Annotated in this window: 13 protein-coding genes; 4 read left to right on the forward strand and 9 right to left on the reverse strand. The window is 58.7% G+C overall.

The window, feature by feature from the left end:
• Positions 1–42: 42 nt before the first annotated feature.
• From nfo to MRX98_RS01745, 3 genes are read right to left on the reverse strand one after another with little or no spacing between them, the layout of a single operon-like run.
• A complete protein-coding gene (nfo, locus tag MRX98_RS01735) occupies positions 43–912 on the reverse strand; it encodes a deoxyribonuclease IV (RefSeq protein ID WP_246902469.1) in 870 nt (289 codons plus the stop codon).
• A complete protein-coding gene (locus tag MRX98_RS01740) occupies positions 909–2300 on the reverse strand; it encodes an MFS transporter (RefSeq protein WP_246902470.1) in 1392 nt (463 codons plus the stop codon). The genes nfo and MRX98_RS01740 overlap by 4 nt, the downstream gene beginning before the upstream one ends.
• A gap of 3 nt (positions 2301–2303) precedes the next feature.
• The gene (locus MRX98_RS01745) at positions 2304–4013 is read right to left on the reverse strand and encodes a glutamine--tRNA ligase/YqeY domain fusion protein (RefSeq protein WP_246902471.1); all 1710 of its coding nucleotides are present in this window, start codon (positions 4011–4013) and stop codon (positions 2304–2306) included.
• A 245-nt stretch (positions 4014–4258) separates the two neighbouring features.
• Between MRX98_RS01745 and MRX98_RS01750 the strand changes: the two genes are divergently transcribed.
• From MRX98_RS01750 to MRX98_RS01760, 3 genes are all read left to right on the forward strand, one after another.
• Positions 4259–5437, forward strand: coding sequence for an OmpA family protein (locus MRX98_RS01750; protein ID WP_246902472.1), 1179 nt, complete (start codon positions 4259–4261; stop codon positions 5435–5437).
• A gap of 355 nt (positions 5438–5792) precedes the next feature.
• Positions 5793–5993: a cold-shock protein gene (locus MRX98_RS01755; RefSeq protein ID WP_246902546.1), complete on the forward strand. Its 201-nt coding sequence runs from the start codon at positions 5793–5795 to the stop codon at positions 5991–5993.
• Positions 5994–6075: 82 nt separating this feature from the next.
• The gene (locus MRX98_RS01760; protein WP_246902474.1) at positions 6076–6333 is read left to right on the forward strand and encodes a hypothetical protein; all 258 of its coding nucleotides are present in this window, start codon (positions 6076–6078) and stop codon (positions 6331–6333) included.
• 6 nt (positions 6334–6339) lie between these two features.
• On the opposite strand, the gene MRX98_RS01765 is transcribed toward MRX98_RS01760, so the two are convergent.
• The gene (locus tag MRX98_RS01765) at positions 6340–7836 is read right to left on the reverse strand and encodes a B12-binding domain-containing radical SAM protein (RefSeq protein ID WP_246902476.1); all 1497 of its coding nucleotides are present in this window, start codon (positions 7834–7836) and stop codon (positions 6340–6342) included.
• A gap of 236 nt (positions 7837–8072) precedes the next feature.
• Here MRX98_RS01765 and MRX98_RS01770 point away from each other — a divergent pair, with 236 nt between their 5' ends.
• On the forward strand, positions 8073–8684 hold the full coding sequence (locus MRX98_RS01770) for a poly-gamma-glutamate hydrolase family protein (protein ID WP_246902478.1): 612 nt from the start codon (positions 8073–8075) through the stop codon (positions 8682–8684).
• A 156-nt stretch (positions 8685–8840) separates the two neighbouring features.
• On the opposite strand, the gene MRX98_RS01775 is transcribed toward MRX98_RS01770, so the two are convergent.
• From MRX98_RS01775 to MRX98_RS01795, 5 genes are all read right to left on the reverse strand, one after another.
• Entirely contained in the window at positions 8841–10232 is a 1392-nt protein-coding gene (locus MRX98_RS01775) for an SLC13 family permease (protein WP_246902480.1), read from the reverse strand.
• Positions 10233–10270: 38 nt separating this feature from the next.
• Positions 10271–11233, reverse strand: a complete 963-nt coding sequence (locus MRX98_RS01780) for an NAD(P)/FAD-dependent oxidoreductase (protein WP_246902482.1) — start codon at positions 11231–11233, stop codon at positions 10271–10273.
• A gap of 64 nt (positions 11234–11297) precedes the next feature.
• Positions 11298–13181 carry an aryl-sulfate sulfotransferase gene (locus MRX98_RS01785; RefSeq protein WP_246902484.1) on the reverse strand — a complete coding sequence of 628 codons (1884 nt, stop codon included), beginning with the start codon at positions 13179–13181 and terminating at the stop codon, positions 11298–11300.
• A gap of 21 nt (positions 13182–13202) precedes the next feature.
• Positions 13203–13511, reverse strand: coding sequence for a thioredoxin family protein (locus MRX98_RS01790; RefSeq protein WP_246902486.1), 309 nt, complete (start codon positions 13509–13511; stop codon positions 13203–13205).
• Between the two features lie 267 nt (positions 13512–13778).
• Positions 13779–14465: a Crp/Fnr family transcriptional regulator gene (locus tag MRX98_RS01795; protein ID WP_246902488.1), complete on the reverse strand. Its 687-nt coding sequence runs from the start codon at positions 14463–14465 to the stop codon at positions 13779–13781.
• Between the last annotated feature and the right edge of the window lie 317 nt (positions 14466–14782).

Consider the following 14782-nt stretch of genomic DNA (forward strand, 5'->3'; position numbering starts at 1 on the left):
GGCAATGGTATCGGGCCAACTAATCCCATGGCGGAACGGTTGTCAATCTTTTAAGGGGCGGGGCGAAGACGCTTCGGCCATGCCCCGCAGCAGGGCGATCTCCTCTGCCCAGCGCGTTTCGTCCGGGGTTTCCAGGATCAGGGGGATGTCGTCCAAGCGCGGATCCTGCATGATCCAGCGAAAGGGATCGAGTCCCAGGGTGCCTTCGCCCAGACTGGCATGGCGGTCCACGCGGCTGCCCGTATCCTTTTTGGAATCGTTCAAATGCATGCCTTTTAAATAGCGCAATCCCACGATGCGATCGAAATGCGCCATGGTCTCCTTGAAACCCGTCTCGGTTTTGATCTCATAGCCCGAAGCGTAGGCATGGCAGGTGTCCAGGCAGACGGCGACCCGGCCCTTGTCTTCCACCTGGTCGATGATCTCGGCCAGGTGCTCGAAGCGGTACCCCACATTGGTGCCCTGACCGGCGGTGTTCTCGATCACCGCCGTCACCGAACGGGTCCGGTCCAGGACGATGTTGATCGACTCGGCGATCAGGGCCATGCTGCGGCTCTCGGAAATCTTGCCCAGGTGGCTGCCGGGATGAAAATTGAGCAGCTGCAACCCCAGCTGTTCGCAACGCCGGAACTCATCCAGAAAGGCGGTTCTGGACTTCTCCAATCCTTCCTTTTCCGGGTGGCCCAGGTTGATCAGATAGCTGTCGTGGGGCAGGATATGGCGCGGATCGTATCCCGCCTCCCGGCAATTTTGGCCAAAGGCGGCGATGCTCTGTTCGCTCAGCGGCTTGGCATGCCACTGCCGCTGGTTTTTGGTGAACATGGCGAAGGCCGTGGCGCCGATGGCCTTGGCGTTGAGGGGGGCGTTTTCCACCCCCCCACCGATGCTGACGTGGGCGCCGATATATTTCATTTGCCGATCTCCCCTCGTGCCATGGAAAAGTAAATGCCAAAAATACACATCCCTGCGAAAATCGCCAGCAAGATTTGAAGACTGCCGAGCAGTTGCGGGTAGTTGGCCGGCGCGATGGCCGCCTGGCCGATAGTGATGGCCAGCACCACCGCGGCAACGGCCATGCTGATCATCTGCCCCAGCAGCCGCATGGTAGCCACCGCGCCGGAAGCGATGCCGTATTGGTGCTTGGCCACCGATCCCATGATGGCACTCATGTTGGGCGATGAAAAAAGGGCGAAGCCCAAACCGAGCAGGGCCAGGTTGACGACGATGCGCCCAATGGCCACATCGGGGTGCAGGAACAGCAATCCGACCAGCCCCAGGGTGGTGAGCAGCATGCCGGCGCTGGCGATCCAGCGCGGCTGGATGCGGTCCGCCCAGCGTCCGGCCAAGGGCGAAAAGAGGGCCATCACCGCCGGTTGGGCCACCAGCACCAGGCCGGCCGTCTGGGGCGGCAACCCTTTGATATACTGCAAGAAGAGACTGAGCATGAACGTAATGGCGAAGGTCGCCGCATAGTTGATCAAGGCGGCCAGGCTGGAAAAAGCAAAAACCCGATTGGTGCGAAACAGGGAAACATCGAACACCGGGTGGGCGATCCGTGCCTGCCGCCGGGCGAACAGCAACAGGCCGACGAGGCCGCCCAGCGCCAGCAAGCCCCCGGCCGCGGACGGCAGCGCGGTACCGCCGTAGACCAGGGCGAAGATGGCGCCGGCGTAAAGCAGACTGCCGACGATGTCCAACGGTTCGCCACGGGCTTCGGCCCATTCGCCTTTGAGGAAACGGAGTGTCACGCCCACCGATACCGCGCCCAGGGGCAGCATCAGGGCAAACAGGCTGCGCCAGCCCACGTGCTGCACCAGCAGCCCGCCGGCAAAGGGTCCCACCGACAGACCGATATAGACCGCCGCCACATAGATGCCGATGGCGCGACCGCGCCGTTGGGGCGGAAAAACGGAGGTCACGATGGCCATGCCGGTGGTGACGAACATGGCGGCGCCGATGCCCTGGCCCACCCGCAGGGCGATGAGCCATGCGGTGGTGGGCACCAGGGCGGCCAGGGTGGAAGCGATGGTGTAGACGACCAGACCGGCGGTGAAGATCCGCTTGCGGCCATGAATGTCGGCCACCCGCCCCGCCGGCACCAGCACCATGGCCATGGCCAGCAGATAGGCGGTGGGAATCCAGCTCAACTGCACCGCGCTCATGCCCAACTCGGCTTGGATGGACGGCAGGGCCACATTCACCGACGAAATCATGAACGGCCCCATGAAGGAGGTGAGGGTCGCCACGAACAGGGCCGACCGCTCACGGGCGGCAGCATCATGGTCGCCGTCGGCGGGCATGGATCAAGGCGCCTTTCGGGAGCTTTGCTGGGCGATCCGCGCCCAGGTGTCCTTGAGGGTCACGGTGCGGTTGAACACCAGCCGCGTTCCGGCGGTTTCCCGGCTGTCGAGACAGAAATAGCCCAAGCGCTCGAACTGGTAGACCGTATCCGGCACGGCGTGGGCCAGGGCCGGCTCCAGGCGGCAATCGGGCAGAATTTCCAAGGATTCGGGATTGAGAAAATCCTTGAAGGTCCGACCCTCTACTTTTTCGTCGGGGTCCGGTTTGCTGAACAGCCGATCATAGAGCCGCACCTCGGCCGGTGCTGCATGGGCGGCCGACACCCAATGCAAAGTCGCCTTGACCTTACGCCCGTCGGGGGCATCGCCGCCCCGCGTGGCCGGATCGTAGGTGCAACGCAGTTCCACAATCTTCCCCGTGGCCGGATCCTTGACCACCTCCTTGCAGGTGATGAAATAGGCGTAGCGCAACCGCACTTCCCGGCCCGGCGCCAGGCGGAAGAACTTTTTGGGCGGGTCCTCCATGAAATCGTCCTGCTCGATGTAGATCTCCCGCGAAAAGGGAACCTCGCGGGTGCCCGCGGCCGGATCCTCGGGGTTGTTGATGGCCGTCAACATCTCCACCTGATCCGCGGGGTGGTTTTCGATCACCACCTTCAACGGTCGCAGCACGCCCATCATGCGGGGCGCCACCGGGTTCAAATCTTCCCGAATGGCATGCTCCAGCAAGGCGATGTCCACCACGCTGTTGGCCTTGGCCACCCCGATGCGATCACAGAAATTGCGAATAGCGGCGGGGGGGCAGCCCCTGCGGCGCAGGCCCGAAAGAGTGGGCAGTCGCGGATCGTCCCAGCCGCTCACATGACCCTCTTCCACCAGCTGGATCAGCTTGCGCTTGCTCAAAACGGTGAAATTGAGATTCAAGCGGGCGAACTCGTACTGCCGCGGACGGCAGGGCAGGTCCAACTGATCCAGGATCCAGTCGTAAAGCGCACGGTTGTTTTCAAACTCCAGGGTGCAGATGGAGTGGGTGACGCATTCGATGGCGTCGGAGAGGCAGTGGGCAAAGTCGTACATGGGGTAGATGCACCAGGTGTCGCCGGTCCGATGGTGGGCCGCCTTGCGGATGCGATACAAGGTGGGATCGCGCATCAACAGGTTGGGATGGGCCATGTCGATCTTGGCGCGCAACACATGTTGGCCGTCTGCGAAGGCACCGTCGCGCATCTGCCGGAACAAGGTCACATTCTCCTCGACGGAGCGGTTGCGGAAGGGGCTCTCACGACCCGGTTCGGTCAAGGTACCCCTGTGTTCGCGAATCTCGTCGGCACTCAGGCTGTCCACATAGGCCTTGCCGTCCTTGATCAGCCGCAGGGCCAGATTGTAAAGCTGTTCAAAATAATCCGAGGTGAAATGGGCCTCTCCCGGCCAATCGAACCCCAACCAGCGCACATCGGTTTTGATCGCTTCCACATAAGCGGTTTCTTCTTTGGTGGGGTTGGTGTCGTCGAAGCGCAGATTGCACTGGCCGCCGAAGATGCGCGCCAGGCCGAAGTTGAGGCAGATGGATTTGGCATGGCCGATGTGCAGATAGCCGTTGGGCTCCGGCGGAAAGCGCGTGACCACTCGCCCGCCATGTCGATCGGCCTTGAAGTCCTCTTCGATGATGGTCTTGATGAAATTGGGCGGCCCCTGGTTATCCGTTTCGGCCATGATCACGCTCTCCTGAATGAGGGTTGGCGCACATTACATTGGTGTTCCATGGGACGCAAAATAGCCAAAGCGTGCAGGGGTGTCAAATGGGGATTGCTTTCTCTGCTTTTGGTATTATTATCTTTAGATAGTTCCTGCCAGAGAACCCATGCAGTACGACTGCCGGGTCGCCATGTGGCGCTCGGTATGTTCGTGTTGTTCACTAAATCGGAAAACCATTAAACCCGGAAACGAAAGGAGCATCCATGCAAAGAAAATCGTTGTTTTTCGCGGCGGCCGCGCTGTTGTCCCTGCTGGCGATGGCCTGTGCCACCACAGTGCCACCGGACATGACCGTACGGGACCTGGCCCGCGAATACCAGGCAGACCGAGTCAAGCCCAAGGTGGACAATTTCCTGGTGGTGCTGGACTCCTCCGCCTCCATGGAGGACAGCGACGGCACCCACGTCAAATTCGACACGGCCAAAGCCGTTGTCTACCGCATGAACAACACCCTGCCCCCCATGGACATGACCGCCGGTCTGCGCACCCTGGGCCACGACCTGAGCGTCGCCCGGCAACCCACCGTGCTGGCATGGGGCATGACCGCCTATGAGCGGGCAGCACTGACCGAGGCGATGAACAAGCAGACCATGCCCGGCGGCAACACGCTTATGTTGCAGGCCCTGCAAGCCGCGGCCGAAGACATCAAGCCCCTGTCGGGCAAAACGGCGCTGATCATCATCAGCGACGGCATCGGTATCGACCCCCGGCCGGTGGCGGTGATTGACGGTTTGAAGCAGGAACTGGGCGACCGCCTCTGCGTTTACACCGTCCTGGTGGGCAACAACCCGTCCGGCGCCGCATTGATGCAGCGTTTGGCGGGCGCCGCGGCCTGCGGCTTTGCCACCACCGCCGACGAATTAGCCGGTCCGGACCGGATGGCCGACTTTGTCAAGCGGGTCTTCGTCGCCGATTATGTGCCGCCGCCTCCCCCGGCCCCGGCCCCGGCTCCCGCGGCCGATCCCGATTCGGACGGCGACGGCGTGCCCGACCGCCTGGACCGCTGTCCCGGCACCCCCAAGGGTGCACGGGTCAATGCGCAAGGCTGCTGGGTCCTGGCCGACCTGAACTTCGACACCAACAAGGCGGAGATCAAGCCGAACATGATGTCGGTATTGAATGAAGCCGTAACCGTGCTGCAACAGAACCCCACCTTGCGCATCGAAGTGCAGGGCCATACCGACAGTGTAGGCGCCGCCGCCTACAACCAGCAACTTTCGGAACGGCGGGCGGATGCGGTGAAAAACCACTTCGTCCAGAACGGCATTGCCGCCTCGCGGGTGACCGCCAAGGGTTATGGTGAAGAAAAACCCATCGCCGACAATGCCACCGCGCAAGGCCGCGCGCAGAACCGACGGGTGCAGCTGCAACCGATCCAATAGCTGACCCCTGAACGCACACTCAACAATCCACCGGCCGCCGCGCACATGCATGTGGCGGCCGGTTTTTTGCCCTGGCGCGCGCCGGCCTGTGTGATTGCCGGCGGATTGGATTCCCCACCCCCTGGTGCGGAGACAGCGCCCTGTTCAGGGGCGCGTTGCACGCCAAAAGACCGGTCCGGATTCGTTGCGCCATCGAATTCGCTTGCTTTCGCCGCCCGAATGTCGGATCATGGAAAATCAATTAAGCGCCACCCGCCGGGTGGAGCGATTTTTCGCTGAAGGACAAAACCATTATCCGCGGCACCATCCTCCAGTAAAAAATTTTGAACATCCCACAAGAAAGGAGGATATCCACATGCCCAACGGAACAGTCAAATGGTTCAACGACAAAAAAGGGTTCGGCTTCATCGAGCAAGAGAGCGGACCCGACGTTTTTGTCCATCACTCGGCGATCAATGCATCAGGCTTCAAAAGCCTCAAAGAAGGCGACAAGGTCACCTTTGAAATCGAGCAAGGACAAAAAGGCCCTTCCGCCACAAATGTCACTTTAGCCTAATCTGCCCGACAGGGGGGCATCCGCATTGCCGGATTGGCCCCCTGTCTTTTTATGAAGCCAGCGCTTCTGGAAATGAGAGACAATGACGGATGAACTCAAATTCGAAGTGGGAGGGGTCTACAAAAACATGAAAGGCCCCTTTGAGGTCGTTTCGATTCACAGGGACGACATGGTCATTCGCTGGGGCAACGGGACGGAGATCACAACCACCGTCAACCTGCAAAAGCGCATCATCGAAAGAATGGCCCACGAAAAAACCATCAAGCAACAGCAAGCCGAGAAGCTGAAGAAAGCCAAGGCCCCGAAAAAGAAAAAAGCGGCGCCCGCGAAAAAAAAGTAGCCGCCCTCAAGGCCGACGGCCGGCGTCGAGAATGTTCATCTCGCAAATTCTCCTGAAATGGTGCCCGTAGATGGTGAGGGTCACCGCCAAAGGCAACTGCCGGGGTTTGCGCAGCAATGTCCAGAGCAGCAGATACCAGTAGTGCAGCCGCTCCTTTCCCAGCACCCCCAGACGCAAACAGGATCGCCCGAACGCCAGGCAGCGCTGAAGATCCAGGGGGGTCCTGACCCGGGGCGCGCCGAACGCTTTGAGCAGGGTCCGCACCCGCTGGTAATAGTGGCGGGGCGCATATATATGGGCCATGATCGATCGGTAGCCTTCGATCAAGGGGGCCATCCCCATTTTGGGCACGATGTTGGTGGTGCCGTCCACGTTGTCCCCTGAAATCGGCCCCGTCACCCGGTTCTCCCGCAGCAGACGATCGAACAGGCGGGTCCCCGGCGGGGCCTGGAGCAGGCCCACCATGGCGGTGACGATGCCGCTTTGCTGAATGAAATCGATGTGACGCTGGAAAATGGACGGCGTGTCGCAATCGAAACCGACGATGAAACCGCCCGACACCTGCAGGCCCGCCTTTTGAATCCGCCGCACATTCTCCAGCAGGTCTCTGTCCCTGTTCTGTGTTTTGCGGCATTCCGCCAGGCTCTGCGCGTCGGGCGACTCGATGCCGATGAACACCGAATCGAAGCCCGCCCGGACCATCATTTCCATCAGCACCGGATCGTCGGCCAGATTGATGGAAGCCTCCGTAAAAAAGACGCAGCCCCGCTTGCCCTTGCGCCAGTCGATCAGCGCCGGCAGCAATTTTTCCTTGAGGTAGCCCCGGTTGCCGATGAAATTGTCGTCCACAAAGAAAATGTTGCCGCGCCAGCCGGCCCGGTACAAGCTGTCCAACTCGGCCACCACCTGCCGGGGCGACTTCATGCGCACCCGATGGCCGAACAGGGCGGTCACATTGCAAAAATCGCAATTGAACGGGCAACCCCTGGAAAACTGGATGCTCATGGAAGCATAGCGTTTCATGGAAACCAGCCCCCAGTCGGGCACGGGTGTCCGGCCCAAATCGCAGAAACCGGATGACCGGTAAATCTTTCGGGTGTTTCCCTGGGCCAGGTCGGCCAGAAAAGGTGCCAGGGTGAGTTCGGCCTCGTCGAGGACCAGGTGGTCCACATCCGCAAAGGCCTCCGGCTCGGCCGTGAACAGCGGCCCACCCGCGACCACCTTCACGCCGTGGGCGCGGCAGCGCCGGATCACCTGCCGCGCCGACACCCGCTGTACGGCCATCGCCCCGATGAACACCATGTCCGCCCAATCCAGATCGGCGGCCGTGAGGTCGGTCACATTGATATCCACCAGCCGTTTGCGGAAACCTCGCGGCAGCATGGCCGCCACCGTGAGCAGGCCCAAGGGTGGATAGGCCGCCTTCTTGCCGATGAACTGCAGCGCATACTTGAAGCTCCAGAAGGTGTTCGGATAAGCGGGATTGATCAGCAGCACGTTCATTTTGCATCCTCTCGTTGCGGGTGTTTTTCCATTGAGGAAAAGAGGTGCCCAGCGCAGCCAAATCGAATCGAGGATACGGCGAATCGACAGCAGGAAGCAATCAGGGAGGGCAACGGCAATGATCCGCATCCGTTGCTTTATTATTGCAATCAAAGCCGCTGAATGCAACGATCTTTGGTCAAAAGCCGAAAATCAGCCGGATTGACACCCTGCCCCGCGGCTCCGTATGATGTGCGATGGACCGCTATGCAAACTTCGATAACCTCATGCTCAACGCGCGCCGGGGGATCGACTATCGTATCCGGCTGCGCCGCGGCGGTTCGGGCGTCGCCATCCTGAGCATTCACGGCGGGGACATCGAGCCCGGCACCACCGGCATCGCCGACGCCATCGCCGGGCCGGATCACACCTTCTACACCTTCGAGGGCATCAAGCCGGCCGGCAACTTCGCCCTGCACATCACCAGCGCCAACTTCGACGAACCTTCGGCCATGGAGATCATCTGCGCCGCCGAGACCGTCGTCTCCATCCATGGGTCGGCCGGCGCGGCCCCGATGGTCACCCTTGGCGGATTGGATGTGCGACTGCGGGATCGCATCCTGCAGTCGCTGCGGGCGGCCGGGTTTCAAGCCGTTATAGCGACGGGACGACGTTTGGAAGGCATCGACCGCGAAAACATCTGCAACCTCTGCGGCCGGGGCATGGGGGTCCAAATGGAGATCAACCGGGGCTTGCGCGCACGCATGTTTCGTGATCTCACCCCTGCCGGACGACGCTTTCCCACCGCCGTGCTGGATCGCTTCTGCCGGGCGGTGAGAGCCGCCATCACGCCTGATGGCGCTGGGTGAACCGGCCGGTGTGCCATCCCTGCAGCCGTATCCTTCGACACCGCCCGTTGATCGCCCTGTTTGCCACCCCGTGCCACGCCGACAGGCCGAACCTGCGCATCGAACACGGCGCCCCCATCAGGCCCCCGGCCACACCAATGAACCGGCCTATAGCTGCTAGACAGCACCGACGAGCAACCAAAAGGGGATGCAAAACACCAGGATGAACACGATGTTGGCCACCATGCGCACACTGAAATAGCCGATGAAATGTTTCAGGGAGATGTATCCGTACCCGAAGGCCAGCAGTATCAGCGCGTATTCATAGGGCAGAATGATCTGCTCCAATCCTTGGTTCCAGGCATACATGACCGGCACGATGGCCGCTTCCGGATTGGCGCTCACGATGCCGGCAAGGGGCCCTGAAAGACAGGCCACCGCGGCAAGGGGGGTCATTACAAAATTGAGGATCACCGCCATCAGCCAGGATGCGGCCACCGTGTGCACCAATCCGCCGCTGATATAAGGCTGCAGTATTTCGGCGATGAAAATGCCGGCGCCCAGTTGATTGGACACGGCACCAATGGCCATACAGGACGCCACGAAAATCACCAGGGCGTAATTGGCGTCCTTGTAGGAGTGCTCGGTGCCGAGGTTGATACCGGGCAGATAGCAGATAAAAACCGCCGCCACAAAACCCCACCCCACGGCTATCCCGTGATAGGATTCCAAAATCACGAAAAGGGAAAGGGCAAGGGAAAGGACCGCCAGTTTCTTTTCCTTGGCATTCAGCCCGCCCATTTTACGGTATTCTTCCTCGAAGTACACCTTGTAGTTCTCCTTCTGCGCGCCGCCGAACATCAGTTGAATCATCAGAATCGTCACAAAACACCACACCAGGGTGGGAAAACCGTTGTACAGCAGATATTGCAGCCAGGAAATGGAAAAGCCCGCCGCTTTGGCGGCCTCCCAGGCGATCAGTGTCTGGGCGGCGGAGGTGTAATAAATGTAGGACGGTGTCAGCGCGGACATAATTCCGGCCAGCATCACGGCCGAGGCGCGTTTGGATAAAGGCGGAAGCTTGAGGGCCTTGCATATGCCGAAGGAGATGGCCACGAAAAGCACGGCCCTGGAAGCGATATCGGGTAGAATCAGGGCGATGATGATCCCGGAGATCATAAGCCCGTAGAGAAGACCGCTGAAGCTTCCCCCGGTTTTGAGAATGGCCCAGTAGCTGATGCGGCGCAGCAGGCCGGCATCGTCGAAAATGTGGGTCAGGATCATGCCTGCCAGCAGCATCCAGGGGATGTAGTGCCCCCAGGGTGCAAAGGCGGCTGCCGGCGTTGCGATGCCGGTGACCAGATAGAGCACCGGGAGCAGAATGGCCGGTATGACGAAAGGCATCAGCTCAAAGGCCCAGAGAAAAATCACAAACAGGGTGACGGCGAAGAAACATTTCATTTCCTGGGTAAAGGATCCGGTCAAAGGAATGGTCATGATGAGAAGCGGTAAAAACAAGGTTACCGCCCACATGATCGTTTTCCGGGTACTGACGGCGGAGTTGCGCATAATTTTCTCCTTGCCCGAGTGTTAGTTCCCCGGGGTCGCTATTTGAGCGATTCAATATAGCGCGCGGCTGCCTGGGCGGCCAGCGCGCCATCGTTGCATGCCGTAACGATCTGCCGCAGGTTCTTGCTGTTGATGTCGCCGGCTCCGAAAACACCCTCCGCCCTGGTGGCCATCCAGGCATCCGCTTCAATGTATCCGTGCACATTCAGGATGCCCAGGTTGGCGAAGGCCCCGGCTTCGGGCTCCAGACCGATGTATTCAAAAACCCCCTCGGTTTCCACGACGACCTCCGCGCCGGTTTTCGTGGAACGGGCCCGCACGGCCTCCAGGTGATCGCTGCCGATGAATTCAAGAATCTCCTGAAATTCATGGATGGTCACATTGGGCAAGGCCCTTAATTTGTCGCAGGCCCTTGGATCGGCGGTCAGGTCGAAAAGGGTCAACACGGTCAGGTGGTCGGCGATGCTCGCCAGGTAGAGGGATTCCTCCACGGCCGAGTTGCCACCGCCGATCACGACCACCTTTTTGCACCGATACTGGGCGCCGTCGCAGATGGCGCACCAACTGATGCTTTCGCCGGCGAACCGGTCCTCGCCGGGTACGCCGAGCCGCCGGGGATTAGTGCCGGTGGCGATGATCACCGCCTTGGCCTTATATGTCGGGCCTTCCCGGCAGACCACTTCTTTCAGGCCGCCTTTTTCGCGGACCTGTGTCACCGTTGCGTATTCAAAGGGAACGCCCAGTTGCTGTGTCTGCTCGAACATCTGAATGGCAAGCTCGGCGCCGTTGATGGTTCCGGTACCGGGATAGTTCTGAACTTCCAGGGTGTTGATCACCTGGCCCCCCGGTGCCAGTTTGTCCAGCAGCAGCAGGCGCAGGTTGGCCCGGATGGCATAAATGGCCGCCGTCATGCCCGCGGGACCGGCGCCGATGATGACCAGGTCGTATTCATTGGTTTCTGAAAAACCGGTATTGTCCTTTGTCGGGTCGCATTGTGTCATTCTCTTCGTCCCCCTTCTTTTGTTCTGATGCCTGCAAACGAGATCGGACGGATTTCACAAGCGGTCATGGGCAGAAAAAGCTGACGCCGGTATCGAATTTCTTGTCGTTGATGATGATCTTGACGGCAAACTTTCCTTTGAGGCCTTCCTTGCTGATGTTCATTTTGATATCCCGGTCATCGTCTTCCAGAAAGGCGCCGGAGCACATGGCCAGGTGCCAGGAGGCCGAGGTGTTGAGAAAATAATGGTGACTCTCCTTGTCGTTCTCGAGGCAAATCATGGCAAGGGTACCCCGTTCGAACCGACCGTGGAACACCATGCGGTCTTCGTCTTCTTCAATGACGATGTTGTGCCATGCATCGGGCTGGGCATCCACGGGCTCGGCGTCGGGAACCGTATCGAACTCGGGGGTCACATCCAGGCGGCCCAAGAGCTTGCCGGGACCAAAGCAGAGATTTTCGCCATGATGGTAGATGGACAGTTTCTCGGCGCGGTAAAAATTGCCCTCGGTTTCCAGCTCATAGAGAACGGTGCCGTCTTTCTCCTCGACGGTTACGGATCGAAGCGCAACGGCCGGGTCCTTGGCATCCAGGAACGGCCCCAGCATATCGGCGGCATATCCGTCCTTGAAGCCGATACCGCCGGAGTGAACCATGTAGTGGCCCTCTTCATAAAACTCCACATTGCAGATATAAGGTGAGAAAAATTCCTGGCCTCGTTCCTTGCCGTACTGCCAGACCTGTTCGATTTCCATTTTTTCCGTATCGATGCGGTATCGGACCCCCCTCGAGAAGTTGTCACGGTTTTTGATGTAGTTTTCTTTTTTCTTGGCGCGATACTGCCCGTTGTCAAAGCACATCACATCGCCGTTGGGGCATATCAGCGCCGCATGCTGCTCATACTGCCAGTCGAAGTTGGCCACATCCCCCACCGGCGTGAAGAAATATTTTTGCACCATATCCTGCGGCCATCCTTCCGGATCACCGATGATCCAGTTCAGCTTGCCGGAATCGAAATCGATATTGACAATGGCGTCCTGGTGGCGTCCGGAAAAGGTCAGGCTGTGGGTCGCCTTGTCGTACCAGACCGAATTGTTGTGAAACCAGTCGTGGGCGTCCTGTGAGCCCGATCCGGCCACATCCTGGGGCAAGAAGGTGGTGTAATCCCACTGCTTGAGAATTTCGCCGGTATTGCGGTCGATCAGCACACACATGTCTTCCACGGTTTCCCTGTGAAAATCCTGGGTGAGCACCAGCAAATTGCCGTCCTCCATTTCGAATTGATCGTGGTGGTAATTGCCGGGCAGCCGGTATTCCTTGTAGATCTTGCCCAGCATGTCCAGTTCGACCAGGCCGGTGGAGTTGTACGGCATTCTGCAGAACCGGCTGGATCCGGTGAGCAGGTTGCCGTTGGCCGCCCGTTTGATGTCGAACATGGTGTTTTCGGTCAGAAGCCACCGTATATCCCCTTTGTAGTCATACGCCGTGGGCAGATTCTTGCCCGCCGGCGTCAGAAACATGAAGTTGTCCTGCATATAATCGGCCGAGGTCATGATATTCAGGCAACGGCAGACATCCTGCGGCAGCTTTGCGGTCTGGATGACGATTTCCTTCTCGGTGCCGTCGGGCAGGGAGATGATCACCCTGTTGGCAAAATCTTCATACAACCCCAAGACCGGCAGTTTGTGGAAAGTGTCGGCGGCAAAGGTGTGCCTCAGGTCTTCCCTTTCAAAGCGTTTGCCGCAAACGGTGACGGTGGGTGCGGTTTCCCGGGGCGTGTGGAACAGGATCAAGGCGCACAATGGATTGATCAGATAAGGGTTTTGGACCACGAAGGGGTTGTCGATGGTGTATTTGTTTTCTTCGAATTGGGCCAGGAACTCTTTTTCGGCGTTTGCCTGGCGGGTGATCAGATGTTCGGAGCTGGTGTATTTGACTTTCTGGGACATGGGATCCTCCTTGGAATGAAATTATAAAATGTCCTCGATGGCTTTTTTAATGACCGGTTTTTGCTTTAGCCCGGCGAGGCGATCCATCTCCCGGCCGTCCTTCATCAACAGGATGGTGGGGAACCCCTTGACGCCCAAGCGCTCCTTCAATTCCTGGTTTTCATCGTAATCGATGGTGTACATCTTGAAATCCGGCAGCGTTTTGTCGATGTCGCGCAAAACAAACGCCAGCATTTTGCAGGGCCCGCAGGTCTTCGAATAGAATTCCACCAGCATGGGGCCGGATTTGTCGAGTTGATCATAGGTTTGTGTGTCGATTTCCTGAATCATTGGTCTCCCCCCTGTTTGTATTTTGCGGCTGTGTTTGTGCCCGCGGCACGGTTCGCGTTGGGTTGCTTCCGGTGACGCTTTTCCCTCTCGGGAATGTTCAAATCTGGCTTTGATCTGTTGTCCATAAAACAGGGTTTTGAAAAACCGTTCCATGACGGCCGTCATGTACGAACCATTTTTCTTACAATTTTATTCGGAATCGAATTTGAAAAGCCCGCGGAAAATGGACGGCAGGGGGGAATTAGGGCGGTTGTTTCTATGGTGGGGTCAAATCTTGATGGCACCGAACTCCGTATCTTTGAGGGCCGGAGGATCATGGATCCAAATCTTGCCGCGCTGCGTGGAAAGGATGCCCATTTCCCGCAGCAGGCCCATGGTTCTGAGGGTGGATTCCGGGGTGGTGCCCGCTATTTCCGATATTTCCTGGCTGGTAAACAACAGGGGAGAGCCGAATTTCTGGTGCAGTGTGCTCAAAACCCTCAGAATTCGGGTTTCCACCTTTTTTTCCATCAGGTCGAGCAGGCGGGAGTTGGCACTATCAAGGCTTTTGCCGATCCATTGGAGGATGTTGTGGACGATTGCAGGGTGCTGTTCCACGAACTTGAGATAGTCGCGGTCGCGGATTTTCAGGCAGCGGGTTTTCTCAAGTGCCTGGGCCTCAAGGAATCGGGAGCGGTTTAAATAGGGCCCCAGCAGGTTGTAAGGTTCTGCCTCTTTGACCAACAGGAAGGTGATCCGCCGTCCGCTGGCAGAGCAGACACTTACGCGCAAAAGACCTGAAATAACGAATAAAACAGTGCCGAAATTGTCTCCGATCGAAGAGATGAGGGTGTCTTTTGCAAAGGTTGCGCAATCGCCCACGGCAAAAAGGCGCTCTACGGTCTGCCTGGCAAGCCCCTTGAAAAAGGGTGCCCTGCAAAAAGTATCCATATCGTTTTTGTCAAAGTCCGCCATAACCCCATGAGGACACCACACAGACGTGTGTGATATCAACCGTTATCGGATCCGGCCCCCAAGTGATCACGATCTTCAAGCGCCTTCCGGTTGCCCATACAGTTGGTTGATCGCTGCCTGGTAATTTTCGATCACCACGCCACGTTTGAGCTTGAGTGTCTGCGTGAGCATGTTGTTTTCCACCGAAAAGTCATTTTCGAGGAAAATGAACTTTTTAGGCACCTCGTAGCCGCCGAAGGTCTTTTTCAGGTGCGCAGTAATGTCACGCGCCATCATAGCGGTGAACGCTTCATTGGCGACAAGGTCCGCCGGCCGTG

The sequence above is a fragment of the Desulfatitalea alkaliphila genome, from assembly GCF_022968795.1.
Taxonomy (GTDB): domain Bacteria; phylum Desulfobacterota; class Desulfobacteria; order Desulfobacterales; family Desulfosarcinaceae; genus Desulfatitalea; species Desulfatitalea alkaliphila.

Bases quoted from the DNA above. Each gene is read 5' to 3' on its own strand.
- MRX98_RS01750 (WP_246902472.1), top strand. From the start codon at position 4,259: ATGCAAAGAAAATCGTTGTTTTTCGCGGCGGCCGCGCTGTTGTCCCTG.
- MRX98_RS01755 (WP_246902546.1), top strand. From the start codon at position 5,793: ATGCCCAACGGAACAGTCAAATGGTTCAACGACAAAAAAGGGTTCGGC.
- MRX98_RS01780 (WP_246902482.1), bottom strand. From the start codon at position 11,233: ATGACACAATGCGACCCGACAAAGGACAATACCGGTTTTTCAGAAACC.
- MRX98_RS01745 (WP_246902471.1), bottom strand. From the start codon at position 4,013: ATGGCCGAAACGGATAACCAGGGGCCGCCCAATTTCATCAAGACCATC.
- MRX98_RS01765 (WP_246902476.1), bottom strand. From the start codon at position 7,836: ATGAACGTGCTGCTGATCAATCCCGCTTATCCGAACACCTTCTGGAGC.
- MRX98_RS01740 (WP_246902470.1), bottom strand. From the start codon at position 2,300: ATGCCCGCCGACGGCGACCATGATGCTGCCGCCCGTGAGCGGTCGGCC.
- MRX98_RS01760 (WP_246902474.1), top strand. From the start codon at position 6,076: ATGACGGATGAACTCAAATTCGAAGTGGGAGGGGTCTACAAAAACATG.
- MRX98_RS01775 (WP_246902480.1), bottom strand. From the start codon at position 10,232: ATGCGCAACTCCGCCGTCAGTACCCGGAAAACGATCATGTGGGCGGTA.
- MRX98_RS01785 (WP_246902484.1), bottom strand. From the start codon at position 13,181: ATGTCCCAGAAAGTCAAATACACCAGCTCCGAACATCTGATCACCCGC.
- MRX98_RS01770 (WP_246902478.1), top strand. From the start codon at position 8,073: ATGGACCGCTATGCAAACTTCGATAACCTCATGCTCAACGCGCGCCGG.
- MRX98_RS01790 (WP_246902486.1), bottom strand. From the start codon at position 13,511: ATGATTCAGGAAATCGACACACAAACCTATGATCAACTCGACAAATCC.
- nfo (WP_246902469.1), bottom strand. From the start codon at position 912: ATGAAATATATCGGCGCCCACGTCAGCATCGGTGGGGGGGTGGAAAAC.
- MRX98_RS01795 (WP_246902488.1), bottom strand. From the start codon at position 14,465: ATGGCGGACTTTGACAAAAACGATATGGATACTTTTTGCAGGGCACCC.